Genomic DNA, 26,993 nt, shown 5'->3' on the forward strand with positions numbered 1-26,993 from the left:
CAGATGAGCAAGACTTCTCTCGATAAGAGCAAGATCAAGTTCCTTCTTCTCGAAGGCGTCCACCAATCGGCTGTCGACGTCCTAAAGGCGGCGGGCTACACCAGCATCGAATACCTGACGGGTTCCTTGCCGGAAGCCCAGCTCAAGGAAAAGATCGCTGACGCTCACTTCATCGGCATTCGCTCGCGCACACAACTGACCGAAGAGATCTTCGATCACGCGAAGAAACTGGTAGCGGTCGGCTGTTTCTGCATCGGCACCAACCAGGTGGACCTGGGCGCTGCCCGTGAGCGCGGTATCGCCGTGTTCAACGCGCCGTATTCCAACACCCGCTCCGTTGCCGAGCTGGTGCTGGCCGAAGCGATCCTGCTGCTGCGCGGTATCCCCGAGAAAAACGCTTCCTGCCACCGTGGCGGCTGGATCAAGAGCGCGGCCAACTCGTTCGAGATCCGTGGCAAGAAACTGGGCATCGTCGGTTACGGCTCGATCGGTACGCAGCTGTCGGTTCTGGCTGAAGGTCTGGGCATGCAGGTGTTCTTCTATGACACCGTGACCAAGCTGCCGCTGGGCAACGCGACGCAGGTCAACAATCTGCACGAGTTGCTGGGCATGTCCGACATCGTCACCCTGCACGTCCCGGAAACCGCAGCGACCCAGTGGATGATCGGCGAGAAGGAAATCCGCGCCATCAAGAAGGGCGGCATCCTGATCAACGCTGCTCGCGGCACCGTGGTCGAACTGGACGCCTTGGCGGAGGCGATCAAGGACAAGCACCTGATCGGCGCAGCCATCGACGTGTTCCCGGTAGAACCACGCTCCAACGACGAAGAGTTCGAAAGCCCGCTGCGTGGCCTCGACAACGTGATCCTGACCCCGCACATCGGCGGTTCCACCGCTGAAGCGCAAGCCAACATCGGTCTGGAAGTGGCGGAAAAACTGGTCAAGTACAGCGACAACGGTACGTCCGTTTCGTCGGTGAACTTCCCGGAAGTGGCCCTGCCGGCTCACCCTGGCAAGCACCGCCTGCTGCACATCCACGAGAACATTCCGGGTGTGATGATGGAGATCAACAAGGTCTTCGCCGAAAACGGCATCAACATCTCCGGTCAGTTCCTGCAGACCAACGAGAAGGTTGGCTACGTAGTAATCGACGTCGACGCCGAATACTCAGAGCTGGCCCAGGAGAAGCTGCAACACGTCAACGGCACCATCCGTAGCCGGGTGTTGTTCTAAGAGCAGCTTGAAGCAGAATAAAAAAGGGAGCCCCGAAGGGCTCCCTTTTTTTATTTCACATTGACCGTGATTTTTTCGGAAACGATGGACGGGTCGAACGGCATGTGGCCGCTGTCGCCGAGAATCAGCTGCAGGGTATGTTTGCCCGGTGCCAGTTTGATCGTCGCTTCAGTCTGCGCCTTGCCGAAATGCATGTGGTGGGCGTCGGTCGGAATCGGTGCGCCTTCCTTTGGCAGGTCGTCGACATCGATCAGCAAATGATGATGGCCGGTGTTCTTGGTGACGTCGCCCGCCGGGGCCAGCGCGATGTTCTTGACGCCGAACTTGACCTTGAACTCCTGGGAGACCGTCGCCCCGTCCTCGGGAGAAACGATGAACACTTCAGCATCCTTCGGCGCCGGCGTCGCCGCACTGGCCAGCACCGAAACACCCATCAGCACACCGGCCAACGCTGCACGTGACATAAAGCTTTTCATTTTCTTCTCCAGTTTTTCCGTAAAATCCGCACGGTCATGACAACTTCATGACCATTCGTTGTCGAAGGCACTCGACAACCATAGCAAAGCGAGCCTGAATCAGAGCATCGCGATAATGATTTCAAAGGAGTGACCATGCGCTTGCTGCCTGGCCTGATCTGCCTGCTACCCCTTTTGAGCCCGCTGGCTCATGCCGAACTGATTGATGACGTCAACGACCGTGGCGAGCTGCGCATAGCCCTTGAGGCTAATACACCGCCCTTCAATTACAAGGAAGGCGACACCCTGACGGGGTTCGAGGTCGAGCTTGGGCAACTTCTGGCCCGGGAGCTGGATGTGCGCGCCGACTTCATCGTCACCGACGAGGGCGATCTGCTCCAGGGCGTTGAAAGCGGCAAGTACGACGTCGCGCTCAATCACATAGCACTGACACCCGAACTCAAGGATCGTTTCGACTTCAGCCAGCCTTACGGCAAGGTCGATGCGCAACGGCTGGCGAAGAAGGATGAGTCACCGCGCCCGATGGTATTGGTGCAGGCGTTGACTGATGAGAAGCCAAAAGCGGCGCAGCCACTGGAATTGGCCATTCCGTTTCAGAAAGGGAATCCGGCGTTTCAGGCCAGCCTTGAAAGTGCGATGCAACGGATCAAGGCCGATGGGCGCCTCGATGCGCTGACCGAGAAGTGGCTCAGCGGGAATGGCCCCGAAAGCTTGAAATAACACAAAACCTGTGGGAGCGCGCCTGCTCGCGAATGCGTCAGGCCAGTCGACAACTTCGGTGCCTGACACGACCTCTTCGCGAGCGGGCTCGCTCCCACAGGTTCTTGCACTGTTCGTCAGATCAGGTTTGCCAGGGCCTGCGCAGCTTGCGGCAGTTCAAGTTCGCTGAAGACTTGAACACCATGGCGCTTGAGCAGCGCCGCCGTCACGCCTTCGCCAGCCACTTTTACCCCACTGAACGTCCCGTCATACGTCAGCAGATTTCCGCAGGATGGACTGTTGGCCTTGAGCACCGCCACCCGAATCCGGTGCGTGCGCACCAACGCCAGCGCCTGCCTTGCACCGTCCAGAAACTGCGCACTGACGTCCTCACCTTCCGTGGTGACCACCGCGGCGACGCCATCCAGCACCTCACCGCCCTGCCCTCCGGGAATCTCCGCCGCCGCCCGGGGCGTCGGCAAACCACCGGCCACTTCAGGACACAACGGCACCACGCGCCCTTGCGCGACCCATTGTTCAAGCAGATCAAAAGGCCCGCTGGCCCCGCCGTCGTAACGCACGCGATGGCCCAGCAGGCAACGGCTGACCAGAATCTTTTCCATGCTCAGAACGGCTCGTTGCCGCGCCGACGGAACCATCCGGTCAGCGACAGACGTTCGCGGTTGGCAGGCAAGACCTCGTGGGGCACTTCGCCGGAGAGAAACACCACCAGGCAACCGCCGGTAGGTTGCACGTCATGGACGCGCTCCTCGTTCAGGTACATACGCAACTGGCCGCCGTCCTCCGGCAGCCAGGCATCGTTGAGGTAAATCACTGCCGAGACCATGCGCCGGTCGTCATCACGAAAGCGGTCGACGTGCTTGCGATAGAACGCACCCGGCGGATACAGGGCGAAATGGCATTCGAAGTCTTCAAGGCCCAGAAACAACCCACGATTGAGCGCCTCGCGCAGGCTGTCCATCAGGCTCAGGTAACGGTCAGTGGCCTCGGCCTGGCCCGGGTCGATCCATTGGATATGATCGCCGCGAATGCCTTCGCGAATTTCTGAAAACGGCCCGCGCCCTACCGCCGCTGGCGCCAGCTCACCCTCGGCCTCGCGTTTACGGCACTCGGCCGCCAGCGCCCGGGTCAAACCAGGGGGCAGGAAAATGTTCTGCTGCGACCAGCCATGCTCGGCCACGTCGTCGACAATGCGTAACAGCAGCGGGTGTTCAGAGGATATCGGCATGGCGCGCATAGTATGCCGGCGGCAACAAATCCGACAGAGCCACGCGGCGCCTTGATACGAATTCTCGACAAGTACCGGCACCGCACGGAGAATAGTCCGCTGCTGACAGGAGTCCCTATGCGCCGTTTGCTTTTTTCACTGTTGATGTTCTGTGTTTTGCCCGCTTGGGCGGACGGCTACGATCAGCTCTACAAGGTCGCCGGCTGGCCAGAACAACGCGCGCATTTCAACGATGCCTTGAGTGCTGCGCAGCAGCGCTATCAGAACAGCCTGCCGCCCGCCGTGTTTCAGGCGCTGGTGAATAACAGCAACCAGCGTTTCGCGCCGCAGGCCATGGACCAACGCGCCGAAGCCCAGTTGCGGCAGAAGCTCGCCGATCCGAAACCGGCCCTGACCTTCTTTCAATCTCCGCTGGGCAAGAAAATCGTCGCCGCCGAACTGCTCGCGACCCGTCGCGATCAACTTGCGAAAAATGCCCAGGGCCTGCCGAAAATGCAGGTCAGCGACAGCCGCTTGCTGATTATCGGCCACCTCGCCCAGGCCTTGCCCGCCCGTGAAGCCGGCGCCGAAGTCAGCCTGGCAATTGCCGGCGTGGCGGCGGACAGCCTGAGTTCGATGATCCCCGGCCTGCTCGGCGGTGGTCAGGCGCAGGGCATGCTGAACGGTCAGCGTCAGCGCCTGATGGATCAGATTGGCGCCGACGTGAACAACACGCTGCTCTACGTTTACCGCGACTTGTCGGATGAAGAGCTGGAAGAGTTTGCGACGTTTGCCGAATCGACCGAGGGCAAGGCCTACTATCAAGCGGCATTGGCGGCGATTCGGGCGGGGTTGGCGGTCGGCCAGTGATGTTCGTTACCTGAAAGATCGCATTCGCGAGCAGGCTCGCTCCCACAGTTGTAACGCATTCCCCTGTGGGAGCGAGCCTGCTCGCGAAGAGGCCCTCCCAGGCACTAGAGATTCCGCCCCCTGATCCGCTTGCTCAGGAACTCGAAATACTCCTCGCGCATCTCCGCTGTCTCATTCGCCAGATGATGCCGCGCCTCGGCCAGCAGCAGAATCTGCGGCCGGTCAAACTTCCATTTCAACACCTGCAGATTGTGCTGCCAGTCCACGGTCATGTCCGCCTGCCCCTGAATGATCAGCGGCCGTCGCGGACTTTTTTTCGCGTGCTCGACGCGAATGATCCAGCGCGACAAGGCGCCCACCCATCGCGTCGGCAAGCGCCGCGGCTGCAACGGATCGGCCTGGAGAAAAGGCAAGAAATCCGGATCGTTGGAATTCTCGCTGAAGCGTCGCGCGACACCTCGCACAAACGGCCGAAGCAGGTAGTAACTCAGTTGCGACCAGCCCCACGCCCGAGGCCGCACCAACGGCGCCATGAGAATCACCTGCCCCTGCGCCGGGCTGTTCTCGCCATGGTTGAGCAGGTGATCGACGACAATCGCGCCACCGGTGCTCTGCCCGCACAAATGCCACGGCTGCGGCAGCGAGATTGAATTCGCTTCGGCGAACAGCGCCTGCAACACATCCTGGTATTCGGAAAAATCGCGAATGCTCGCTCGCGGCCCGCTCGACAGACCATGCCCCGGCAGGTCGCAGGCGATCACGGCGAAATCCTGATCCAGCGCCCACTCGATCACATGCCGGTAGAGCCCGATGTGATCGTAGTAACCGTGCAGCAGAAAAAGCGTTGCCTTGACCTTCTCCGGCCACCAGCAATGGCTGACCAGTTCATAACCATCCACTTCGAAACGGCCCATCCCGCGCCAGACATCCCGTTCGGGAAAATCGGTCTGGTAAAAGCGCTGATAGGCCTTGGCCTCGTCCGATAACGGCTGCCACTGGGCCAATGGCTTGAGGCTGGCGCGTAAATGATCGGGGTCGAAGGTATCGGGCATGCGGACTTTCCAAAGCGGTAAACGGACTTTATCGGCCTGCGATATTCATCTGTCGTGACAGACATGGCAAGCTAGCCGGCCTTTCGAGGATCGAAAACCATGCGTTCGCCCTACCGCACCGCACTGTTCGCCAGCCTGCTCGCGCTGATCTGCGCCGGGGTGCTGTGGGCGGCGTATGACTGGTTTCAGGGCCGTTATCTGCGCGCATTCAGCGAACACACGGCGGTGTTTTCCGGCGATCCGCTGCGCCTGCCGGACAATCTCGCCGGTCCGGGCAATATCCGCTTCGTGCACTTCTGGGACCCGGCCTGCCCGTGCAATGTCGGCAATCAACAGCACCTGACGGAGATGGTCGAACAGTTCGGCGCCAGGGGTGTGGAGTTTTTCGCAGTGCAGAAACCTGGCAGCCACGGCCAATTGCCCGCCACCCTCGCCGGCGTGAAAACCATCATCGTGTTACCCGGCTCCGAACAGATCCCCGCCAGCCCCGCCGTGGCGATCTGGGACCGCAGCGGCAAACTCGCCTACTTCGGCCCGTACAGCGAAGGGCTGACCTGTAATTCCAGCAACAGTTTTATCGAGCCGATCTTGCATGCCCTGACAGAAGATCGTCCGGTCAATGCTACGCGCACGCTGGCGGTGGGTTGTTACTGCCCCTGGCCGGTTGAAACGAAGTAAGGCATTCCGGACTTTTCAAGGATAACGCTGCACCGCACAGAACCTCTGTGCTAAATCTCTGCAGCCCGACGGGCGACCCTTTCGCCTGCACAAGGAGTCACCATGAAGCGTGCGTTCATCATTGTTGCCTTGCTAATCGCTGTCGTGCTCTGCGCTGCCGGCGGATATATCTACAGCAAGCAACCGACGCGCCAGGGCCAGGTGGAGTTGCGCAACCTGACCGGTTCGGTGACCGTGCGTTACGACGAGCGAGGGGTGCCGCATATCCGTGCCGGTAACGAGGCCGATCTGTATCGCGCCCTCGGCTATGTGCATGCCCAGGATCGTCTATTCCAGATGGAAGCCATGCGCCGCCTCGCCCGGGGCGAGCTGGCCGAAGTGCTCGGGCCGAAACTGCTCGACACCGACAAACTGTTTCGCAGCCTGCGGATTCGTGAACGCGCGGCCAGTTATGTCGCCGGTCTCGACAAGCAATCGCCAGCGTGGAAAGGCCTGCAAGCTTATCTGGACGGCATCAACCAATATCAGGACACGCACGCCGCGCCGATCGAGTTCGACGTGCTGGGCATCCCCAAGCGGCCGTTCACTGCCGAAGACAGCATCAGCGTCGCCGGTTACATGGCCTACAGTTTTGCCGCCGCGTTTCGCACCGAGCCGCTGCTGACTTACGTGCGCGATCAGCTCGGCACCGACTACCTCAATGTCTTCGACCTGGACTGGCAGCCCAAAGGCGTGCTGGCCGGCGGTCACAGCAAACCAACACTCGCCCTCGGCGCCGAGGACTGGAAAGACCTCACCGCCCTCGCCCGCGTCAGCGAACAGGCGCTGATCGACAACGGTCTGCCGCAGTTCGAAGGCAGCAACGCCTGGGTCATCGCTGGTAGCCGCAGCCAAAGCGGCAAACCGCTGCTGGCTGGCGACCCGCACATTCGGTTCTCGGTGCCGTCGGTGTGGTACGAGGCGCAGCTGTCGGCACCGGGCTTCGATTTGTACGGGCATCATCAGGCGCTGGTGCCGTTCGCGTTCCTGGGGCACAACCTGGATTTCGGCTGGAGCCTGACGATGTTCCAGAACGACGATCTCGATCTGATCGCCGAGAAAGTCAACCCGAACAACCCGAATCAGGTCTGGTATCGCGGCCAGTGGACCGACATGCTCGTCAGCGAACAACAGATCAATGTGAAGGGCCAGACGCCGGTGACGATTACCTTGCGTCAATCGCCCCACGGCCCGATCGTTAATGATGCCCTCGGCACTGCGGCGGGCAAGACGCCGATTGCGATGTGGTGGGCCTTCCTCGAAACGCCGAATCCGATCCTCGATGGTTTCTATCAGCTCAACCGCGCCGACACTCTCGCCAAGGCGCGCGCCGCTGCGGCCAAGGTGCAGGCGCCCGGCTTGAATTTGGTGTACGCCAACGCAAAAGGCGATATCGCCTGGTGGGCTTCGGCCTTGCTGCCCAAGCGCCCGGCTGGCGTCAAACCGGGCTTCATTCTCGACGGCAGTACGCCCGAGGCGGACAAGGACGGTTACTACCCGTTCAGCGCCAACCCGCAGGAAGAGAACCCGGCGCGCGGCTATATCGTCTCGGCGAACTTCCAGCCCGTGTCGCCGACCGGCATGGAGATTCCTGGTTACTACAACCTTGCTGACCGTGGCCAGCAGCTTGATCGTCAACTCAGCAACAAGAGCGTGAAGTGGACCAACGAAGCCAGCCAGAAACTGCAACTCGACACCGCCACCGCGTACGGCCCGCGCCTGTTGGCGCCGCTGTTGACGGTGTTGCGGCAGGTGGTGAGTGATCCGGCGCAGTTGAAACTGGTAGAGCAACTGGCGCAGTGGCAAGGCGACTATCCGCTGGGTTCGGTCAGTGCAACGGTGTTCAACCAGTTCCTCTATGACCTTGCCGTCGCGGCGATGCGTGATGAGTTGGGCAATGACTTTTTCGAAACACTGTTGTCGACGCGGGTGATCGATTCCGCGTTGCCACGCCTGGCCGCCAATGCCGACTCACCCTGGTGGGACAATCGCAACACGCCGGACAAAGAGACCCGCGCCGATGTCGTGCGCACGGCATGGGCGGCGAGCATGGAGCATCTGAAGCTGACTCTTGGCGACGACGTGGCGGGCTGGCAGTGGGGCGCGGCGCACACCCTGACCCACGGCCATCCGTTGGGGCAGCAGAAGCCGCTGGATCGGATCTTCAACGTTGGCCCGTTCGCGGCGCCGGGCAGTCACGAAGTGCCAAACAACCTTTCGGCGAAGATCGGCCCCGCCCCGTGGCCGGTGACGTATGGGCCGTCGACGCGGCGGCTGGTGGATTTTGCTGATCCGGCGCATGGCTTGACGATCAATCCGGTCGGGCAAAGCGGTGTGCCGTTCGACAGCCACTATGACGATCAGGCCGAAGCGTTTGTGGAGGGGATTTATGTGCAGGCGCACTTCAGTGAGGAAGAGGTGATGGCGAATACGCGCAGTACGTTGAAGCTAATGCCGGCGCGGGCGGGGCAATAGATTTTTGCCGTATGCACCGGCCCATTCGCGAGCAGGCTCGCTCCCACATTGAAATGCGTTCCACTGTGGGAGCGAGCCTGCTCGCGAAAGGGCCATCAGCGACGTCGCAAGGCTTCAGAGCGGCACGGCAAAATTCAGCCGAAACTGCTGCGGGGTCACGCCCAGCCGGCGGTTGAAGACGCTACGCATATGCTGCGCATCGCGAAATCCGCATTGATACGCCACGGTCTTCAGCGGTGCCGTGGTGCTTTCGAGCATCACCCGCGCAGCATCCACTCGTGCCTGCTCGACGAATTCTGCCGGGGTGACCCTGGCTTCGCGGGCGAACACCCGAGAAAAATTGCGCGCACTCATGTTCGCCGCATTCGCCAGATCGGCAATGGTCAAATCCCCGGTGAGGTTGGCCAGAACATACAGCTGCACCATCGCCACAGCCGACGTCGGCTCCGCGTGGGGCGTCAGGAACGGGCTGAACTGTGATTGCCCGCCAGAGCGCTGGGTGAACACCACCAGCCGCTTGGCCACGCTCAACGCCACTTCGGCGCCGTGGTCCCGCGCCAGCAGATACAGCGACAGATCGATGCCCGCCGTGACCCCGGCCGAGGTATAGAGCGTGCCGTCCTCGACATACAGGCGATCCGCCTCGACCCGCGTGGTCGGGCATAACTGCGCCAACACCTCGGCATCGTTCCAATGCGTGGTGACGGTGCGCCCATCCAGCAACCCCGGTCGCGCCAGCATGAATGCACCGTTGCAGATCGAGCCGAAGCGACAGGCACGGCCACAGGCGTCACGCAGCCAGGCGTCGAACGTCGGGCCGAAATCCATGAACGGCAGCTGCGGGCCGCCGGCGACCAGCAGCAGGTCATAAGCATCGAGTGCTTCGCTGAAATGGCGATGAGCAGTGAGCATCAGGCCGTTGGAGCAAGCCATCGGCCCGTGCTCAATGCCGATCACCTCCAATCGATAATGATCCTGCGGCGGCAGAAAACGGTTGGCCTCGGCAAACACGTCCATCGGGCCGGAGACGTCCAGCGACTGCACGCCGGGGAACAGCACGATGGCGACGGATTTGTTCATCTCCCTCAAGATCTCCTTTTAACCCGTGGCGAGGGAGCTTGCTCCCTCGCCACGATGATCGCACGATGCCAAAGGGGATGGTTGGCACGATTCGCAGGCGGATTGGCAAGGATCGCAGCCATGGCTTGATTGTGACGCCCCTGCCCTGAGAACAGACTTCCCCCATCAGCGCCACGACGGCGTTTTCGATGAGGAAGCCCACATGACCACCACCATCGCCGGCATCAAGATCCCTGACAGCGCCTTCGCCCGGGCGACCACCGAATACATTCGCGACATCGAATCCGACCTGCTCTACCACCACTCACGCCGGGTATTTCTGTTTGGCGCCTTGAGCGGTGAGCGCCGGCAACTGGCCTACAACCCGGAATTGCTTTACGTCGGCGCGATGTTCCATGACCTTGGTCTGGTCGAAGGTCATCGCAGCGATGACGAGCGCTTCGAAGTGGACGGCGCCAATGCAGCGGCAGCGTTTCTCAAGCCGTATGGACTGAGTGATGACGATATCGAGCAGGTGTGGCTGTCGATCGCTCTGCACACCACGCCAGGCGTCCCCAAACACCTGCGCCCGACCGTGGCGCTGGTTACTGCCGGTGTGGAAATGGATGTGCTGGGCATGGACTACGCGGCATTTACCACCGTGCAGCGTGAGGCCGTGGTGCATGCGCATCCGCGTGGGGAAGGTTTCAAGGCGTGCATTATCTGCGCGTTTGCCGACGGCTTGCGCCATCGTCCGCAGACTACGTTTGGCAACGTGAAAACCGATGTGCTGGTCGATCAGGAGCCGGGGTTCACGCCGATGAATTTTGTCGAGGTGATCCGCAATTCTCCCTGGAATGCGTAAAACGAAAGGTGGGAGCGAGCCTGCTCGCGAAAGCGGTATGTCAGCCAACTTTTGAGTCAACTGACACTCCGTCTTCGCGAGCAGGCTCGCTCCCACATTTACATCCAGGTTGGTCTCGAGGTTGAGGCCATCCTCATATTGCTTATGCCGCTCCCGGCGCCGGTGCGCGACGTGCGTCCGGCTGTTTCCACGAATCGGCTGCGCTTTCTTCGATCGCTTGCTGAATCGCTTTCTTGCGCGCTTCTTCGGCACGGCGGCTGAAGAACCACACCAGGAACGTCACCAGCGACACCGCCAGCAGAATCAGACTGGCCACGGCGTTGATCTCGGGTTTTACGCCCAGACGCACCGCCGAGAAGACTTCCATCGGCAGGGTCGTCGAACCCGGGCCCGAAACGAAGCTCGCCAGCACCAGATCATCCAGCGACAGGGCGAACGACATCATGCCGCCCGCCGCCAGCGACGGCGCGATCATCGGGATGGTGATCAGGAAAAACACCTTCCACGGCCGCGCACCCAGGTCCATCGCCGCTTCCTCGATCGACAGGTCCAGCTCACGCAGACGCGCCGACACCACCACCGCCACGTAGGCGGCACAGAATGTAGTGTGGGCGATCCAGATGGTGACGATGCCGCGCTCCTGCGGCCAGCCGATCATCTGCGCCATGGCCACGAACAGCAGCAACAACGACAGACCGGTGATCACTTCCGGCATTACCAGCGGCGCCGTCACCAGGCCGCCAAACAGCGTGCGGCCCTTGAAGTGAGTGATGCGCGTCAGCACGAACGCCGCCAGCGTACCGAGCGCCACAGCCGCCACCGCCGTGTAGCAGGCGATTTCCAGCGAACGCAGCACCGAGCCCATCAGTTGCGAGTTGTCGAGCAGACCGACGTACCACTTCACCGACCAGCCGCCCCACACCGTCACCAGTTTCGAGGCGTTGAACGAATAGATCACCAGGATCAGCATCGGCAGGTAGATGAATATCAGGCCCAACACCAGCATCAGGCTGGAGAAACGGAAGTTCTTCATTCTTTACCCTCCATTTCCTTGGCCTGACTGCGGTTGAACAGAATGATCGGCACAATCAGGATCGCCAGCATCACCACCGCCAGCGCGGACGCCACCGGCCAGTCACGGTTATTGAAGAATTCTTGCCACAGCACTTTACCGATCATCAACGTTTCCGGGCCGCCAAGCAGTTCCGGAATGACGAACTCGCCAACCACCGGGATGAACACCAGCATGCAGCCGGCAATGATCCCGTTCTTGGACAGCGGAATGGTGATCTTCCAGAAACTGTTGAAGGTGCTCGAACCGAGGTCCGATGCGGCTTCCAACAGGCTGTTGTCGTGTTTCACCAGGTTGGCGTAAAGCGGCAGGATCATGAACGGCAGATAGGAGTAAACGACCCCGATATAGACCGCCAGGTTGGTGTTGAGAATCTGCAAGGGCTCGTCGATCAGGCCCATGCTCATCAGGAAACCGTTGAGCAGGCCGTTGTTGCTGAGGATGCCCATCCACGCATAAACGCGGATCAGGATCGCCGTCCAGGTCGGCATCATGATCAACAGCACCAGCACCGTCTGCAGTTCCTTGCGTGCGCTGGCGATGGCGTAGGCCATCGGATAGCCAATCAGCAGGCAGAGCACGGTGCTGATGAAGGCCATCTTCAGCGAGCCGAGGTAGGCGGCGATGTACAGCTCGTCGTCGCCGAGCATCGCGTAGTTACCGAGATTCAGCAGCAGTTGCAGCTTCTGCTCGGCGAACGTGTAAATCTCGGTGTACGGCGGAATGGCCACGTCGGCTTCGGCGAAGCTGATCTTCAGCACGATGAAGAACGGCAGCATGAAGAACAGGAACAGCCAGATGAACGGCACCCCGATGACCAGCTGCCGGCCATTGGGGATTATTCGGTTGATGCGGCGTTTGAATTTGCGCATGTTCATGAGCGAAGCACCACGCCACTGTCGTCTTCCCACCACACGTAAACCTGATCGCCCCAGGTCGGACGGGCGCCACGGCGTTCGGCGTTGGCGACGAAGGACTGCACCAGCTTGCCGCTCGGCAGTTCGACGTAGAACACCGAGTGACCGCCCAGGTAGGCGATGTCGTGCACCTTGCCACTCGACCAGTTGTATTCGCAGGTCGGCATGTCAGCGGTGACCAGCAGTTTTTCCGGACGGATCGCGTAGGTGACCGACTTGTCCTGCACCGAGGTGCTGATGCCGTGGCCGACGTAGATCTGTCGGTCGAGGTCCTTGCAGGTGATGGTCGCGTGGCCTTCGGCGTCGTCAATCACTTCGCCTTCGAAGATGTTGACGTTACCGATGAATTCACAGACCAGGCGGCTGGTCGGGGTTTCGTAGATGTCGATCGGGCTGCCGATCTGGGCGATCCAGCCCAGGTGCATGATCGCAATGCGCTCGGCCATGGTCATGGCCTCTTCCTGGTCGTGGGTCACCATCACGCAGGTCACGCCGACGCGCTCGATGATTTCCACCAGTTCCAGCTGCATCTGCGAACGCAGTTTCTTGTCCAGTGCGCCCATCGGCTCGTCGAGCAGCAGCAGTTTCGGCCGCTTGGCCAGCGAACGCGCGAGCGCCACACGCTGACGCTGGCCGCCAGAGAGTTGATGCGGCTTGCGCTTGGCGTACTGGCTCATCTGCACCAGTTTGAGCATCTCGGCCACACGGGCGTCGATCTCGGCCTTGGGAATCTTGTCCTGCTGCAGGCCGAAGGCGATGTTTTGCGCCACGGTCATGTGCGGGAACAAGGCATAGGACTGGAACATCATGTTGATCGGGCGTTCGTACGGCGGCATGTCGGTGATGTCGACGCCGTCGAGAAAAATGCGCCCCTCCGTGGGCCGTTCAAACCCTGCCAACATGCGCAGCAGAGTGGATTTGCCCGATCCCGAACCGCCGAGCAGGGCGAAAATTTCGCCTTTCTTGATTTCCAGGGACACATCGTCCACGGCAATCGTCTCGTCGAACTTCTTCGTGACCCGGTCGATTTTGACCAGCACCTGCTTCGGTGTCTGGTCGCCCTCGAGGGCTTTCTTGTAGGCGCCGGAGGCAACTGCCATTTACGAAACTCCCAGAAAAAAAGACTGCAGTTCGCCCAATGCGGACGAACCCAGGATAGGTGTGCCCTATTTGCCCGACTTGACCCTGGTCCAGCTACGGGTCATCAGACGCTGAATTTTGGCTGGCAACTCGGTCGACACGTAGGTCTTGTCGAGGACGGCTTGTGGCGGATAGACCGCTTCATCGGTGCGAATGGATTGCTCCATCAGCTTGTCCGAACCCGGGTTGGGGTTGGCGTAACCGACGTAATCACTGACCTGGGCGATCACCTCAGGTTTCAGCAGATAGTTGATGAAGGCGTGGGCCTCTTTGACGTTGGACGAATCCTTCGGGATCGCCAGCATGTCGAACCACAGCGCGCCGCCCTCTTTCGGGATCGAGTAGGCGATGTTGACGCCCTTCTTGGCTTCCTCGGCACGGTTCTTCGCCTGGAAGATGTCACCGGAGAAACCGATGGCCACGCAGATGTCGCCGTTGGCCAGATCGCCGATGTACTTCGAGGAGTGGAAATAGGTCACGTAAGGACGCACCGCGAGCAGCTTGGCGGTGGCTTTCTCGTAGTCCTTGGTGTTGGTGCTGTTGGCGTTCAGGCCCAGGTAATTGAGCATGGTCGGCATCATTTCATCGGCCGAATCGAGGAACGCGACGCCACAGCTGTGCAGCTTCTTGATGTTTTCCGGTTCGAACAGCACAGCCCAGGAATCGATCTTGTCGATGCCCAGCACGGCTTTGACTTTGTCGACGTTGTAACCAATGCCGTTAGTGCCCCACAGATACGGCACGGCGTAGAGATTGCCCGGGTCGTTCTGCTCCAGGCGCTTGAGCAGCACCGGGTCGAGGTTGGAATAATTGGGCAGTTGCGCCTTGTCGAGCTTCTGGAACGCGCCCGCCTTGATCTGCTTGCCAAGGAAGTGATTGGACGGCACGACCACGTCGTAACCGGTGCGCCCGGCGAGCAGCTTGCCTTCCAGGGTTTCGTTGGAATCGAAGACGTCGTAGACCGGTTTGATCCCGGTCTCTTTTTCGAAGTCGGCAAGGGTCGATTCGCCAATGTAATCGGACCAGTTATAAATATGCACCGTACCGGCGGCCTGGGCTCCGACAGCGATCGTCAGGCCGACACCGGCCAGCAGGGCGTTGCGCAAAGAAGAAAAAATAGGCAAGTGGAGGTCCTCTAAATTGGATGGGCCCAAGTTGCCCCGCGCTGCATGACAGCCATGGCCGCCCGACAACAAAACCGGCGCGCAACTTACCCTCGAAAAACCGTTCCAGCAAAACTTTCTGTCATTTAATTATCCCGCTGACCGCCATCGCACAGACGACGGCCAGCGGTTGCTGCCTGTAACCGGCTTATCGGCCCGATTTGATCTTGGTCCAGCTACGAGTGATCAAACGCAAAGTGGCCGCGTCCAGATCGCTGATTGCATAAAGCTGCTTCTTCACATCAGCCGATGGATAGATGCTTGGATCGCTGGTGATTTCTTTGTCCACCAGAGGCGTTGCGGCCTTGTTGCCGTTCGGGAAACGCACGGCGTTGGTGATCTCGGCCATCACTTCCGGCTGCAGCAGATAGTTCATGAACTTGTAGGCGGCTTCGACGTTTTCGGCATCCTTGGGGATGGCGACCATGTCATAGAAGGTACCGGCACCTTCTTTTGGAATGCTGTAGGCCAGTTTGACCTTGTCACCGGCTTCCTGAGCGCGGGTCTTGGATTGCTCCAGGTCACCCGAGTAACCGACGGCTACGCAGATGTTGCCGTTGGCCAGGTCAGAGATGTATTTGGAGGAGTGGAAGTAGGCGACCGAAGGACGAATCTTCAGGAACAGGTCTTCGGCGGCTTTCAGGTCAGCCTTGTCCTTGCTGTTGGTCGGCTTGCCCAGATAGTGCAAAGCCGCCGGAATCATTTCGGTCGGGGCATCGAGGAAACTCACGCCGCAGCTTTTGAGTTTTTCGATGTTTTCGGGCTTGAACACCACGTCCCAGGAATCGATCTTGTCGATGCCCAGCGCAGCCTTGACCTTGGCCGGGTTGTAGCCGATACCGATCGAGCCCCACATGTACGGGAAGGCGTGTTTGTTGCCCTGGTCGCTGGCATCGCCTACAGCTTTGAGCAGGTCTTCATCGAGGTTCTTCCAGTTCGGCAGTCTGGACTTGTCCAGTTCCTGATACACGCCGGCCTTGATCTGCTTGGCGAGGAAGTTGTTGGAAGGCACCACGATATCGTAACCGGACTTGCCGGCCAGCAGCTTGGCTTCCAGGGTTTCGTTACTGTCGAACACGTCGTAGACGACTTTGATGCCCGTCTCTTTCTCGAACTTGGCCACGGTGTCCGGCGCGATGTAGTCGGACCAGTTGTAGACGTGCAACACCTTGTCGTCCGCGTGAACCGCACCCGCCATCATGCCCGCCATGGACAGCGCGAGCAGCGTCTTGCCAGCTAGCTTTTTACCTAATGCCTTCATGCGTCATGCTCCAAATTTTTCTTTTTTGAACCACATTGATCAACGGCCGAACCCGGACAACTGGAACCGCGGCTAGTCTGGCAAGATCCGAGGCGGACTTTCAAGAAAAGACCGGCCTTTATGACAGCTTTGAGCGAGCGTGCCGCAGCTTCCCGCTCAAAGCCTAGCACCTAGGCCTGCAACGCACCGAGGGTCAGGTCCAGACACTTGCGTGCTTTTGTAACCAGCTCATCGATCTCCGCTTTGCTGATCACCAGCGGCGGCGCGATGATCATGGTGTCGCCCACGGCGCGCATGATCAGGCCGTTGTCGAAGCAGAACTGCCGGCAGATCATGCCGACGCCCTTGCCTTCATAACGCTTGCGCGTGGCCTTGTCCTGCACCAGCTCGATCGCCCCCAACAGACCGACGCCGCGAACTTCGCCCACCAACGGGTGATCGTTCAGCTCGCGCAGACGTTTCTGCAAATACGGTGCCGTTTCGTTGTGGGCGTTTTCGATAATTTTTTCATCACGCAGGATACGGATGTTTTCCAGGCCTACCGCCGCTGCCACCGGGTGGCCGGAATAAGTGAAACCGTGATTGAAGTCGCCGCCCTCGTTGAGCACCGCGACCACCTCGTCGCGCACGATCAGGCCCCCCATCGGGATGTAACCGGAGGTCAGGCCCTTGGCGATGGTCATCATGTCGGGTTTGAGGTCGTAGAAATCGCTACCGAACCACTCACCGGTGCGGCCGAAACCACAGATCACTTCGTCCGCCACGAAGAGGATGTCGTACCTGGCGAGGATTTCCTTGATGCGCGGCCAGTAGGAGTCGGGCGGAATGATCACGCCGCCGGCGCCCTGAATCGGCTCGGCAATAAAGGCACCGACGTTGTCGACGCCGACTTCGAGAATCTTCTCTTCCAGTTGATTGGCCGCCCAGATGCCGAACTCTTCCGGCGTCATGTCGCCACCTTCGGCGAACCAGTACGGTTGGGCGATGTGGACGATGCCCGGGATCGGCAAGTCGCCCTGCTCGTGCATGTAGGTCATGCCGCCGAGGCTTGCGCCGGCCACGGTGGAGCCGTGATAACCGTTCTTGCGGCTGATGATGACTTTCTTGTTCGGCTGACCCTTGATCGCCCAGTAATGGCGGACCATGCGCAACATGGTGTCATTGCCTTCGGAGCCGGAACCGGTGAAGAACACATGATTCATGCCTTGCGGCGCCACGTCGGCGATCGCCTTGGCCAGTTCCAGCGCCGGCGGGTGGGCGGTCTGGAAGAACAGGTTGTAGTACGGCAGCTCGCGCATCTGTTTGGCGGCGGCATCGGCCAGCTCATCGCGACCGTAACCGATGGCCACGCACCAGAGCCCGGCCATGCCGTCGAGAATCTTGTTGCCTTCGCTGTCCCAAAGATAAACGCCCTTGGCGTTGGTAATGATCCGTGGGCCCTTCTCTTTCAGTTGCTTGAAGTCACTGAACGGGGCCAGGTGGTGATCGCTGCTCAGCGCTTGCCACTCACGGGTTTGCGGGTTGTTGCTGGTCATGCCAATTCTCCTTGTTATCGGTGAAGGCGCAGCGGCTGGCCGCCGCGCCGGGCGCATCAGACGGCGAAGAGCAGGTATTCACGCTCCCAGGAACTGATCACGCGCTTGAAGTTTTCATGTTCGGCCCGCTTGACCGCGACGTAACCCGTGATGAAGGTCTTGCCCAGGTATTTCTCGACGGTCTTGCTGTTTTCCATGCGCTCCAGGGCGTCTTCGATGGTCAGCGGCAGGCGCAGGTTGCGGCGTTCGTAACCACGGCCGACGACCGGTGCGCTCGGGTTGAGGCCTTCGACCATGCCGATGTAACCGCAGAGCAGACTCGCGGCAATCGCCAGATACGGGTTGGCATCGGCGCCCGGCAGGCGGTTCTCCACACGGCGGTTCTGCGGGCCGGCATCCGGCACACGCAGGCCCACGGTGCGGTTCTCTTCGCCCCACTCGACGTTCACCGGCGCCGAGGTGTCCGGCAGGAAGCGGCGGAACGAGTTGACGTTCGGTGCGAACAGCGGCAACAGCTCGGGGATCAGTTTCTGCAGACCACCGATGTGGTGCAGGAACAACTGACTCATGGTCCCGTCTTCGTTAGAGAAGACGTTCTTGCCGGTCTGAATGTCGATGATGCTCTGGTGCAGGTGCATGGCGCTGCCCGGCTCGCCGGTCATCGGTTTGGCCATGAACGTCGCTGCCACGTCATGCTTGAGCGCGGCTTCGCGCATGGTGCGCTTGAACACCAGGATCTGGTCGGCCAGCGACAGCGCGTCACCGTGACGGAAGTTGATTTCCATCTGCGCCGTGCCGTCTTCGTGGATCAGCGTGTCGAGGTCCAGCTCCTGCAGTTCGCACCAGTCGTAAACGTCCTCGAACAGCGGATCGAACTCGTTGGCAGCTTCAATGGAGAACGACTGACGACCGATTTCCGGACGGCCCGAGCGGCCGATCGGTGGCTGCAGCGGATAGTCGGGGTCGTCGCTGCGTTTGGTCAGGTAGAACTCCATCTCCGGCGCCACGATCGGCTGCCAGCCCTTGTCGGCATAGAGTTTGAGGACTTTCTTGAGGACGTTGCGCGGCGACAGCTCGATCGGGTTGCCTTGCTTGTCGTAGGTGTCGTGGATCACCTGCGCGGTCGGCTCGATGGCCCACGGCACCAGGTAGACGGCGTTCTGGTCGGGGCGGCAGATCATGTCGATGTCGGCCGGGTCGAGCAGCTCGTAATAGATGTCGTCTTCTACATAGTCGCCAGTCACGGTCTGCAACAGCACGCTTTCCGGCAGGCGCATGCCCTTTTCGGCGATGAACTTGTTGGTCGGCGAGATCTTGCCCCGGGTGATCCCGGTCAAGTCGGCGATCATGCATTCGACTTCTGTGATCTTGCGGTCTTTCAACCAATCGGTGAGCTGGTCGAGGTTGTTGCTCATAAATGCCTCTGGGCTGAGTCTCCTGACGTGATGTCAGGCAAGTTTGACGCCGTAGCGTCGCGTTAAAGGGGGCTTGCTCGCGCAGTGCCGGCTTACGCCTGGCACCGCGCATAGACAATGAAAGAGGAGCTTACCTGCCCTTTGCGCTGGCGTTGCATTTGCTGTGCACTTTCAAGACAACCCGCCAGACGTGCAGAATCACGAGCATGCCGCCGGGTGCGGCACGGGCTTTGGGAGTCAAAGAGTTCTATAGTGGAGGGAGACGCCATAAAGCGGATGCTGTGCCCGACGTCCAGAATATCGGACGCTGCCGTTTTGTCGGTTGTTGACGACACTGTCGTCGACAGGCTGCGCGCCTTGCTGGCTGCGCTACGGACGGATGGATCGCCACTGATGTGATGAGCATGCAGACCGGACTGTTGCGAGCAGTCGGTGATGCCGATTAACGGCAGGCGAGACATGAAGCACCCCGGTATTATTGCTGTTATGGGTTTGACCGGAGCTTAGCCTTGTTCATTTTTTTACACAACACCCCCGTAAAAAATACAACACGGCCTGCTCAAGCCTGCGGCTGACCGATGTTCAAGGCGCGAAAAAACGCCCCAAAGTGCCCCATAAATGCCCTCGAAGCGCTTTTTCGGGGCAAAAAAGGCCTTGCTTGACTTCGGCAGGCCGTTCGGGTTGACTGAAACCAGAAAAGATCAATGATTGATATTTTTAACAACAAAGGTGTTGCATCATGTCGGTACCCCCGCGTGCCGTTCAGCTCAACGAAGCGAACGCGTTCCTTAAGGAACATCCTGAGGTTCTGTACGTTGACCTTCTGATTGCGGATATGAATGGTGTGGTGCGCGGCAAGCGCATCGAACGCACCAGCCTCCACAAGGTTTACGAGAAAGGCATCAACCTGCCGGCCTCTCTATTTGCTCTGGATATCAACGGTTCCACGGTGGAAAGCACCGGCCTGGGCCTGGACATCGGCGACGCCGATCGAATCTGCTATCCAATCCCCGACACCCTGTGCAATGAGCCATGGCAGAAGCGCCCCACCGCGCAACTGTTGATGACCATGCACGAACTCGAAGGCGACCCGTTCTTCGCCGATCCGCGTGAAGTGCTGCGCCAGGTCGTGACCAAGTTCGATGAACTGGGCCTGACCATCTGCGCCGCGTTCGAACTCGAGTTCTACCTGATCGACCAGGAAAACGTGAACGGCCGTCCACAGCCGCCACGCTCGCCGATCTCCGGTAAACGTCCGCATTCGACTCAGGTCTACCTGATCGACGACCTCGACGAATACGTCGACTGTCTGCAGGACATTCTGGAAGGCGCGAAAGAGCAAGGCATTCCCGCCGATGCCATCGTCAAGGAAAGTGCCCCGGCGCAGTTCGAAGTGAACCTGCACCATGTGGCCGACCCGATCAAGGCGTGCGACTACGCGGTACTGCTCAAGCGTCTGATCAAGAACATCGCTTACGACCATGAAATGGACACCACCTTCATGGCCAAGCCGTACCCGGGCCAGGCAGGCAACGGTCTGCATGTTCACATTTCGATTCTGGATAAAGAAGGCAAAAACATTTTTGCCAGCGAGGATCCCGAGCAGAACGCCGCGCTGCGTCACGCGATCGGCGGTGTGCTCGAGACCCTGCCCGCGCAGATGGCTTTCCTCTGCCCGAACGTCAACTCGTACCGTCGCTTCGGCGCGCAGTTCTACGTACCGAACTCGCCGTGCTGGGGCCTGGACAACCGCACCGTGGCGATCCGCGTACCGACCGGTTCTGCCGATGCCGTGCGTATCGAGCACCGCGTGGCCGGTGCCGACGCCAACCCGTACCTGCTGATGGCTTCGGTATTGGCTGGCGTGCACCACGGTCTGGTCAACAAGATCGAACCGGGCGCGCCCGTCGAGGGCAACAGCTACGAGCAGAACGAACAAAGCCTGCCGAACAACTTGCGCGATGCCCTGCGTGAGCTGGACGACAGCGAAGTGATGGCCAAGTACATCGATCCGAAGTACATCGATATCTTCGTCGCCTGCAAGGAAAGCGAGCTGGAGGAGTTCGAACACTCCATCTCCGACCTTGAGTACAACTGGTATCTGCATACCGTTTAAGCGGGTTGCAGTAATAAAAAGCGCTGCCGGCTATTTCAGCCCGCAGCGCTTTTTTGTACCCGCCTGCGGCGGATCGCTGGCAAGCCAGCTCCCACAGGGTTCTGTTGTGTACTCAAATTCTGTGTTCGACACAGATCACTGTGGGAGCTGGCTTGCCAGCGATGGTGGCCGACAAGACAACACACAAACCGGCTCGTACAATGCCCGCTGCCCCGCAGGAGACTTCCATGACGCGTCCCGCCCCCGTCCGCAAACCCCGTGCCCGCAGCCAGGCGCGCATCGATTCGATACTCGACGCCGCGCGTACGCTGATGGCAGCCGAGGGTGTGGCCAGCCTGTCGATCTACAGCGTGGCCGAGCGCGCGCAGATTCCGCCCTCCTCCGTTTACCATTTCTTCGCCAGCGTACCGGCGCTGCTCGAAGCGTTGACGGCCGATGTGCACGCGGCGTTTCGTGCCTGCCTGCAGGCGCCGATCGATCACGATGCGTTGCGAGACTGGCGCGATCTGTCGCGACTGGTCGAACAACGCATGCTGGAGATTTACGCCGAAGACGCCGCGGCGCGTCAGCTGATTCTTGCGCAGCACGGGCTCACCGAAGTCACCCAGGCCGACCGCCAGCATGATTTGGAGCTGGGCGAACTGATGCATAAGCTGTTCGATCACCATTTCGAACTGCCGAGACTGCCGGACGACGTCGATGTGTTTGCCCTGGCGATGGAGTTGGGCGATCGGGTGTATGCGCGCTCGGTGCAGCAACACGGGCAGATCACCCCGCGCATGGCCGAAGAAGGGATGCGGGTGTTTGATGCTTACATTGGTCTGTATCTGCCGCCGTATCTGCCGAAGAGAAGTCTCTAGCGCACTCACTGCCCCTTCGCGAGCAGGCTCGCTCCCACATTTGAAATGCGGTCCTCTGTGGGAGCGAGCCTGCTCGCGAAGGCCGCACCGCCGGTTTCAAGCCAGGCACAAAAAACCCCGAAGGGCTCACGCCGTTCGGGGTTTGTCGTTTCTCACCGGCTCACAACTTGGCGATCGACACCTCGGTGGATTTCACGAAGGCAATCACTTCGCTACCGACCACCAGTTCCAGCTCCTTGACCGAACGCGTGGTGATCACCGAAGTGACGATACCCGAAGCGGTCTGCACGTCGATTTCCGACAGCACGTCGCCGAGAACGATTTCCTTGATCGAGCCTTTGAACTGGTTGCGTACGTTGATGGCTTTGATAGTCATGGCGTTCATTCCTGTCATAGATAAGTGAGTCATTGCGCCCAACGCAGTTGCGCGGGCAGGGGTGAAACGGGGTCCGGCGCCGGCGGTTCGCCGGGCAGGGAAAGCACACGGTTGAGCACTTCGGTTTCCAGGGCGGCGAGTCGATGCGAGCCGCGTACCCGAGGGCGTGGCAACTCGACGTGCAGGTCGAGGCCGACTTCGCCGTCCTCGATCAGAATCACGCGGTCGGCAATCGCTACCGCTTCGCTGACGTCATGGGTCACCAGCAGCACCGTGAAACCGTGCTGCTGCCACAAACGCTCGATCAGTTGTTGCATCTCGATGCGGGTCAGCGCATCCAGCGCGCCCAGCGGCTCGTCGAGCAGCAGCAGACGCGGCTGATGAATCAGCGCCCGTGCCAGCGCGACCCGCTGCTTCTGCCCACCGGACAACGCGGCGGGCCACTCATCGGCGCGATCCGCCAGACCCACCGCGTCCAGTGCGTCCAGCGCCTGCTGGCGCCAGTTGCCCTTGAGACCGAGGCCGACGTTGTCGATGATTTTTTTCCACGGCAGCAGACGCGCCTCCTGAAACATCAATCGCGTGTCGTCCCGCGCATCGCCAAGCGGCGCCGAGCCGGCGAGCAGGTCGCCGCCAGTCGGTTGATCGAGGCCGGCAAGCAAACGCAGGAACGTGCTCTTGCCACAGCCGCTGCGCCCGACCACGGCGACGAATTGTCCCGCCGGAATGTGCAGATCGATATCGCGCAGCACCTGGCGTGAGCCGAAGGTTTTCCGCAGGTTACGCACCCCCAGCGGAATTCCGCGCAGCAGGCGTGGAGGTTGTTGAGCGGTCATGCCGCACCTCCCTTGGCAACTTGATAAGCCGGATGCCAGCGCAACCACACGCGCTCAAGTCCGCGGGCCGCGAGGTCGGCGAGCTTGCCCAGCACCGCGTAAAGCAGGATCGCCAGCACCACCACGTCGGTCTGCAAAAACTCGCGAGCATTCATCGCCAGATAGCCGATGCCGGAGCTGGCCGAGATGGTTTCGGCGACGATCAGCGTCAGCCACATGAAGCCCAGCGCAAAACGCACGCCGACCAGAATCGATGGCAGCGCGCCCGGCAGAATCACTTGCCAGAACAGGCTGAAACCGCTCAAACCATAACTGCGCGCCATCTCCACCAGCGCCGGATCAACGTTGCGGATGCCGTGGTAGGTGTTGAGGTAAATCGGGAACAACGTGCCCAGCGCCACCAGAAAAATCTTCGCTGACTCATCGATGCCGAACCAAAGGATCACCAGTGGAATCAGCGCAAGATGCGGCACGTTGCGGATCATTTGCACCGAACTGTCGAGCAGGCGTTCGCCCCACTTCGACAGGCCGGTGATAAAGCCCAGCACCAGGCCGATGCTGCCGCCGAGGGTGAAGCCCAGTGCCGCGCGCCAACCGCTGATGGCCAGGTGCGTCCAGATCTCGCCGCTGCGCACCAAGTTTGCGCCGGCCTCGATCACCGCCACCGGCGCCGGCAGAATCCGTGTCGACAACCAGCCCGCCGACACCGACAACTGCCACACCGCCAGCAGCAACACCGGCAACGCCCAGGGCGCCAGGCTGTGGATAAGTTTCTTCATGGTCGCACCTCAGCTCTGCGACGCGGCTTTGGGCAGGATGTCGTTGGCGACCATCTCGCCGAACGGGCTGACGTAACCGGCGCTCTTCGGCAGTTCCGGCCGCTCGACGTCGAGGTGCGGGAACAGCAATTCGGCGACGCGGTAGGATTCTTCGAGGTGTGGATAACCGGAGAAGATGAAAGTGTCGATGCCCAGATCCGCGTATTCCTTGACGCGAGCGGCCACGGTCGGGCCATCGCCGACCAGCGCCGTACCGGCACCACCACGTACCAGACCGACGCCGGCCCAGAGGTTGGGGCTGACTTCGAGGTTGTCGCGGCTGCCGCCGTGCAGCGCGGCCATGCGTTGCTGGCCGACCGAATCGAAGCGCGCCAGCGAGGCTTGAGCACGGGCAATGGTGTCGTCGTCCAGGTGCGAAATCAGGCGATCCGCCGCTTGCCAGGCTTCGGCATTGGTTTCACGCACAATCACATGCAGACGAATGCCGAAACGCACGGTGCGCCCGAGCTTGGCGGCCTTGGCTCGCACTTGCGCAATCTTCTCGGCGACGGCTGCCGGTGGCTCGCCCCAGGTCAGAACCATCTCGACCTGTTCGGCAGCCAGATCCTGCGCGGCTTCTGAAGACCCCCCGAAATACAAAGGCGGACGCGGTTGCTGGATCGGCGGATAGAGCAATTTGGCGCCCTTCACGCTGATGTGCTCGCCATCGTAATCAACGGTTTCGCCTTCCAGCACACGGCGCCAGATGCGGGTAAATTCCACTGAGGCCTGATAGCGTTCTTCGTGGCTGAGGAACAGACCGTCACCGGCCAGCTCTTCCGGATCACCGCCGGTGACCAGATTGAACAACGCACGCCCACCAGACAAACGATCCAGCGTGGCTGCCTGCCGCGCGGCCACTGTCGGGGAAATGATCCCGGGGCGCAGGGCAACGAGAAATTTCAGGCGCTGAGTCACCGGAATCAGTGACGCCGCCACCAGCCAGGAATCTTCGCAAGAGCGTCCGGTGGGAATCAGCACACCGCCGAACCCCAGACGATCCGCCGCTTGCGCGACCTGTTGCAGATAACCGTGATCGACAGCGCGGGCACCTTCAGCGGTGCCAAGGTAATGGCCGTCGCCGTGGGTAGGCAGGAACCAGAAAATATTGAGGCTCATGGAGTGGTGTCCTTGGGGATTCGAATTACCGGGCGTTGGCCACAGCGGCCGCAGGGGTCCAGATCACGTCCTTGATGCTCAACGGCTTGGGAATCAGCTTGAGCTGGTAGAACGTGTCGGCGATTTTTTGTTGCGCGGCGACCACTTCCGGGGTCAGGAACAGCGCGCCGTAACCCTGGCGTTTCACCGAAGTCAGGGTGATGTCCGCTGACAGGCCGAGCAGCGGCGCGACCTGACGGGTCACGTCTTCGGGATTGGCTTGCGACCACTCGCCCACCGCGCGCACTTCGTCGACGAGGGTCTTGATCACCTCGGGATTTTTCTGCGCGTAAGGTTTGGTCGCGAGATAGAACTGGTGGTTGTCGACGATGCCTTTGCCATCGCGCAAGGTGCGCGCCTGCAATTGCTGCTCGGCGGCGGCCTGGTACGGATCCCAGATGACCCAGGCATCGACGCTGCCACGTTCAAACGCGGCGCGGGCATCGGCCGGCGGCAGGAATACGGTCTGGATATCGCTGTATTTGAGGCCGGCATCTTCCAGCGCACGCACCAGCAGGTAGTGAACGTTGGAGCCTTTGTTCAGGGCGATTTTCCTGCCCTTGAGATCGGCCACCGATTTGACCGGTGAGTCTTTCGGCACGAGGATCGCTTCACTGTTCGGCGCGGGCGGCTCGTAGGCAACGTAGAGCAGATCGGCGCCAGCTGCCTGAGCGAAGACCGGCGGGGTTTCGCCCGTCACGCCGAAGTCGATTGAACCGACGTTCAAGCCTTCGAGCAGTTGCGGGCCACCGGGGAATTCAGTCCACTGCACATCGACGCCTTGCGCGGCGAGACGTTTTTCCAGAGTGCCTTTGGCCTTGAGCAGCACCAGCGTGCCGTATTTCTGATAACCGATCCGCAATGTCTCGGCTTGAGCTTGAGTGATGGCGCCGAAGGTGACAGCCGCAGCAAACAGAGCGACCAGACCACGACGCAAAAATACAGTGCGCATAACGCTCTCCTTTTTGCTGTTGGGTGTTGGCTGCACCTGCTTGCCCGTTGGCGGGCGAGTAAGGCGAGTCCTTCAAATTCAGACGTGACGCAAAACCGGATCAAATGCTCCAGCGAGCACTCAACAAACGTTCGTTCAACAGGCCCGGCTCCAGCGGTTTCGGCCGGCGCGCCATGGCGCCGATGAACTGGCCCAGCGCCTCGTGCAACCGCTGCTCCAGCGCCGGCGCAAGTTGCGCAGCAGAACTGCCCTCGCCGTAAGCGATCTGGCTGTCCTCGGCGAAAATCCCCTGGAGCATTTCCTGGGCTTTAAGAGCCGACAGCACGGGCTTGAGTGCGTAATCGACCACCAGCATGTGGGCGATGCTGCCGCCCGTGGCCATCGGCAAGACAACCTTGTGGCTCAAGGCACGCTCGGGCAACAGGTCGAGCAAAGTCTTCAGCGCACCGGAAAACGACGCCTTGTACACCGGCGTGGCGATGAGCAGGCCATCGGCGTTTTCAATCTGTTGCAACAGGTCGAGGACCTTAGGGCTGTCGAAGCGGGCATGAAGCAAATCTTCGGCCGGGAAGTCCCGCACCTGATAACTCACCACTTCCACCCCTTGCTGCTGCAACCAGCGTTGCGAACGCTCCAGCAGCACCCCGGAGCGGGAGCGCAGACTGGGACTGCCACCGAGTGAGACGACCAGCATTGCAGA

At 60.5% G+C, this 26,993-nt stretch carries 27 protein-coding genes; 8 read left to right on the plus strand and 19 right to left on the minus strand.

Translation table 11 applies throughout. The annotated features are described in order from the left end of the window. Positions 1 to 3 precede the first annotated feature (3 nt). Positions 4 to 1,233, plus strand: coding sequence for a phosphoglycerate dehydrogenase (gene serA, locus HU727_RS09415; RefSeq protein ID WP_186530762.1), 1,230 nt, complete (start codon positions 4 to 6; stop codon positions 1,231 to 1,233). A gap of 50 nt (positions 1,234 to 1,283) precedes the next feature. Here serA and HU727_RS09420 read toward each other — a convergent pair whose 3' ends face one another. Beyond that, entirely contained in the window at positions 1,284 to 1,709 is a 426-nt protein-coding gene (locus tag HU727_RS09420) for a DUF4399 domain-containing protein (protein WP_186530764.1), read from the minus strand. A gap of 135 nt (positions 1,710 to 1,844) precedes the next feature. Here HU727_RS09420 and HU727_RS09425 point away from each other — a divergent pair, with 135 nt between their 5' ends. After that, a complete protein-coding gene (locus HU727_RS09425) occupies positions 1,845 to 2,429 on the plus strand; it encodes a transporter substrate-binding domain-containing protein (protein WP_186530766.1) in 585 nt (194 codons plus the stop codon). 116 nt (positions 2,430 to 2,545) lie between these two features. Here the strand turns inward: HU727_RS09425 and HU727_RS09430 are convergent, their stop codons facing one another. Both HU727_RS09430 and HU727_RS09435 read right to left on the minus strand, forming a co-directional pair. After that, complete coding sequence (locus tag HU727_RS09430; RefSeq protein WP_186530768.1) at positions 2,546 to 3,031, minus strand: 2-thiouracil desulfurase family protein; 486 nt, start codon at positions 3,029 to 3,031, stop codon at positions 2,546 to 2,548. Positions 3,032 to 3,033: 2 nt separating this feature from the next. Continuing rightward, on the minus strand, positions 3,034 to 3,666 hold the full coding sequence (locus tag HU727_RS09435; RefSeq protein ID WP_186530770.1) for a 2OG-Fe(II) oxygenase: 633 nt from the start codon (positions 3,664 to 3,666) through the stop codon (positions 3,034 to 3,036). 108 nt (positions 3,667 to 3,774) lie between these two features. Here HU727_RS09435 and HU727_RS09440 point away from each other — a divergent pair, with 108 nt between their 5' ends. Next, positions 3,775 to 4,506: a DUF2059 domain-containing protein gene (locus tag HU727_RS09440; protein WP_186530772.1), complete on the plus strand. Its 732-nt coding sequence runs from the start codon at positions 3,775 to 3,777 to the stop codon at positions 4,504 to 4,506. A 104-nt stretch (positions 4,507 to 4,610) separates the two neighbouring features. On the opposite strand, the gene bipL is transcribed toward HU727_RS09440, so the two are convergent. Continuing rightward, positions 4,611 to 5,558, minus strand: coding sequence for a phospholipase BipL (gene bipL / locus HU727_RS09445; RefSeq protein WP_186530774.1), 948 nt, complete (start codon positions 5,556 to 5,558; stop codon positions 4,611 to 4,613). Positions 5,559 to 5,657: 99 nt separating this feature from the next. Between bipL and HU727_RS09450 the strand changes: the two genes are divergently transcribed. After that, a complete protein-coding gene (locus HU727_RS09450; RefSeq protein WP_186530776.1) occupies positions 5,658 to 6,236 on the plus strand; it encodes a DUF6436 domain-containing protein in 579 nt (192 codons plus the stop codon). Positions 6,237 to 6,338: 102 nt separating this feature from the next. Continuing rightward, a complete protein-coding gene (locus HU727_RS09455) occupies positions 6,339 to 8,750 on the plus strand; it encodes a penicillin acylase family protein (RefSeq protein WP_186530778.1) in 2,412 nt (803 codons plus the stop codon). Positions 8,751 to 8,864: 114 nt separating this feature from the next. On the opposite strand, the gene HU727_RS09460 is transcribed toward HU727_RS09455, so the two are convergent. Next, complete coding sequence (locus tag HU727_RS09460; RefSeq protein WP_186530780.1) at positions 8,865 to 9,830, minus strand: GlxA family transcriptional regulator; 966 nt, start codon at positions 9,828 to 9,830, stop codon at positions 8,865 to 8,867. Positions 9,831 to 10,032: 202 nt separating this feature from the next. Between HU727_RS09460 and HU727_RS09465 the strand changes: the two genes are divergently transcribed. Further along, positions 10,033 to 10,674, plus strand: coding sequence for an HD domain-containing protein (locus HU727_RS09465; protein ID WP_186530782.1), 642 nt, complete (start codon positions 10,033 to 10,035; stop codon positions 10,672 to 10,674). A gap of 142 nt (positions 10,675 to 10,816) precedes the next feature. Here HU727_RS09465 and HU727_RS09470 read toward each other — a convergent pair whose 3' ends face one another. From HU727_RS09470 to HU727_RS09505, 8 genes are all read right to left on the minus strand, one after another. Beyond that, positions 10,817 to 11,707, minus strand: a complete 891-nt coding sequence (locus HU727_RS09470) for an ABC transporter permease subunit (protein WP_186530784.1) — start codon at positions 11,705 to 11,707, stop codon at positions 10,817 to 10,819. After that, positions 11,704 to 12,585 (minus strand): ABC transporter permease subunit, encoded by an 882-nt coding sequence (locus tag HU727_RS09475; protein WP_367617001.1) that lies wholly within the window; start codon positions 12,583 to 12,585, stop codon positions 11,704 to 11,706. Before HU727_RS09475 ends, HU727_RS09470 begins: the two co-directional genes overlap by 4 nt. 35 nt (positions 12,586 to 12,620) lie before the next feature. Further along, complete coding sequence (locus HU727_RS09480) at positions 12,621 to 13,763, minus strand: ABC transporter ATP-binding protein (RefSeq protein WP_186530788.1); 1,143 nt, start codon at positions 13,761 to 13,763, stop codon at positions 12,621 to 12,623. Between the two features lie 66 nt (positions 13,764 to 13,829). Next, on the minus strand, positions 13,830 to 14,927 hold the full coding sequence (locus tag HU727_RS09485; RefSeq protein WP_186530790.1) for a polyamine ABC transporter substrate-binding protein: 1,098 nt from the start codon (positions 14,925 to 14,927) through the stop codon (positions 13,830 to 13,832). 187 nt (positions 14,928 to 15,114) lie between these two features. Continuing rightward, positions 15,115 to 16,227: a polyamine ABC transporter substrate-binding protein gene (locus HU727_RS09490; protein WP_186530792.1), complete on the minus strand. Its 1,113-nt coding sequence runs from the start codon at positions 16,225 to 16,227 to the stop codon at positions 15,115 to 15,117. A 170-nt stretch (positions 16,228 to 16,397) separates the two neighbouring features. Beyond that, entirely contained in the window at positions 16,398 to 17,762 is a 1,365-nt protein-coding gene (locus HU727_RS09495) for an aspartate aminotransferase family protein (RefSeq protein WP_186530794.1), read from the minus strand. A 56-nt stretch (positions 17,763 to 17,818) separates the two neighbouring features. After that, positions 17,819 to 19,177, minus strand: coding sequence for a glutamine synthetase family protein (locus HU727_RS09500; RefSeq protein WP_042607058.1), 1,359 nt, complete (start codon positions 19,175 to 19,177; stop codon positions 17,819 to 17,821). A 92-nt stretch (positions 19,178 to 19,269) separates the two neighbouring features. After that, the gene (locus tag HU727_RS09505; protein WP_186530796.1) at positions 19,270 to 19,638 is read right to left on the minus strand and encodes a glutamine amidotransferase; all 369 of its coding nucleotides are present in this window, start codon (positions 19,636 to 19,638) and stop codon (positions 19,270 to 19,272) included. A gap of 278 nt (positions 19,639 to 19,916) precedes the next feature. On the opposite strand from HU727_RS09505, the gene HU727_RS09510 reads away from it, so the two are divergent. Beyond that, positions 19,917 to 21,293 (plus strand): glutamine synthetase family protein, encoded by a 1,377-nt coding sequence (locus tag HU727_RS09510; protein WP_186530798.1) that lies wholly within the window; start codon positions 19,917 to 19,919, stop codon positions 21,291 to 21,293. 227 nt (positions 21,294 to 21,520) lie between these two features. Then, positions 21,521 to 22,153, plus strand: coding sequence for a TetR/AcrR family transcriptional regulator (locus tag HU727_RS09515; RefSeq protein WP_186530800.1), 633 nt, complete (start codon positions 21,521 to 21,523; stop codon positions 22,151 to 22,153). Between the two features lie 160 nt (positions 22,154 to 22,313). Here the strand turns inward: HU727_RS09515 and HU727_RS09520 are convergent, their stop codons facing one another. The 6 genes from HU727_RS09520 to ssuE all read right to left on the minus strand — a co-directional run bounded on the left by HU727_RS09520 (position 22,314) and on the right by ssuE (position 26,987). Beyond that, entirely contained in the window at positions 22,314 to 22,529 is a 216-nt protein-coding gene (locus tag HU727_RS09520; protein ID WP_003229256.1) for a TOBE domain-containing protein, read from the minus strand. A gap of 29 nt (positions 22,530 to 22,558) precedes the next feature. After that, the gene (gene ssuB / locus HU727_RS09525; protein WP_186530802.1) at positions 22,559 to 23,365 is read right to left on the minus strand and encodes an aliphatic sulfonates ABC transporter ATP-binding protein; all 807 of its coding nucleotides are present in this window, start codon (positions 23,363 to 23,365) and stop codon (positions 22,559 to 22,561) included. Next, positions 23,362 to 24,144 (minus strand): aliphatic sulfonate ABC transporter permease SsuC, encoded by a 783-nt coding sequence (gene ssuC, locus HU727_RS09530; RefSeq protein ID WP_186530804.1) that lies wholly within the window; start codon positions 24,142 to 24,144, stop codon positions 23,362 to 23,364. The genes ssuB and ssuC overlap by 4 nt, the downstream gene beginning before the upstream one ends. Positions 24,145 to 24,153: 9 nt before the next feature. Then, positions 24,154 to 25,302 (minus strand): FMNH2-dependent alkanesulfonate monooxygenase, encoded by a 1,149-nt coding sequence (gene ssuD, locus HU727_RS09535; protein ID WP_186530807.1) that lies wholly within the window; start codon positions 25,300 to 25,302, stop codon positions 24,154 to 24,156. A gap of 25 nt (positions 25,303 to 25,327) precedes the next feature. After that, positions 25,328 to 26,293 carry a sulfonate ABC transporter substrate-binding protein gene (locus tag HU727_RS09540; RefSeq protein ID WP_186530809.1) on the minus strand — a complete coding sequence of 322 codons (966 nt, stop codon included), beginning with the start codon at positions 26,291 to 26,293 and terminating at the stop codon, positions 25,328 to 25,330. Positions 26,294 to 26,393: 100 nt separating this feature from the next. After that, positions 26,394 to 26,987, minus strand: a complete 594-nt coding sequence (gene ssuE / locus HU727_RS09545) for an NADPH-dependent FMN reductase (protein ID WP_186530811.1) — start codon at positions 26,985 to 26,987, stop codon at positions 26,394 to 26,396. Positions 26,988 to 26,993 lie beyond the last annotated feature (6 nt).

Origin of the sequence: Pseudomonas khorasanensis (assembly GCF_014268505.2) — a bacterium.
Taxonomy (GTDB): Bacteria; Pseudomonadota; Gammaproteobacteria; order Pseudomonadales; family Pseudomonadaceae; genus Aquipseudomonas; species Aquipseudomonas khorasanensis.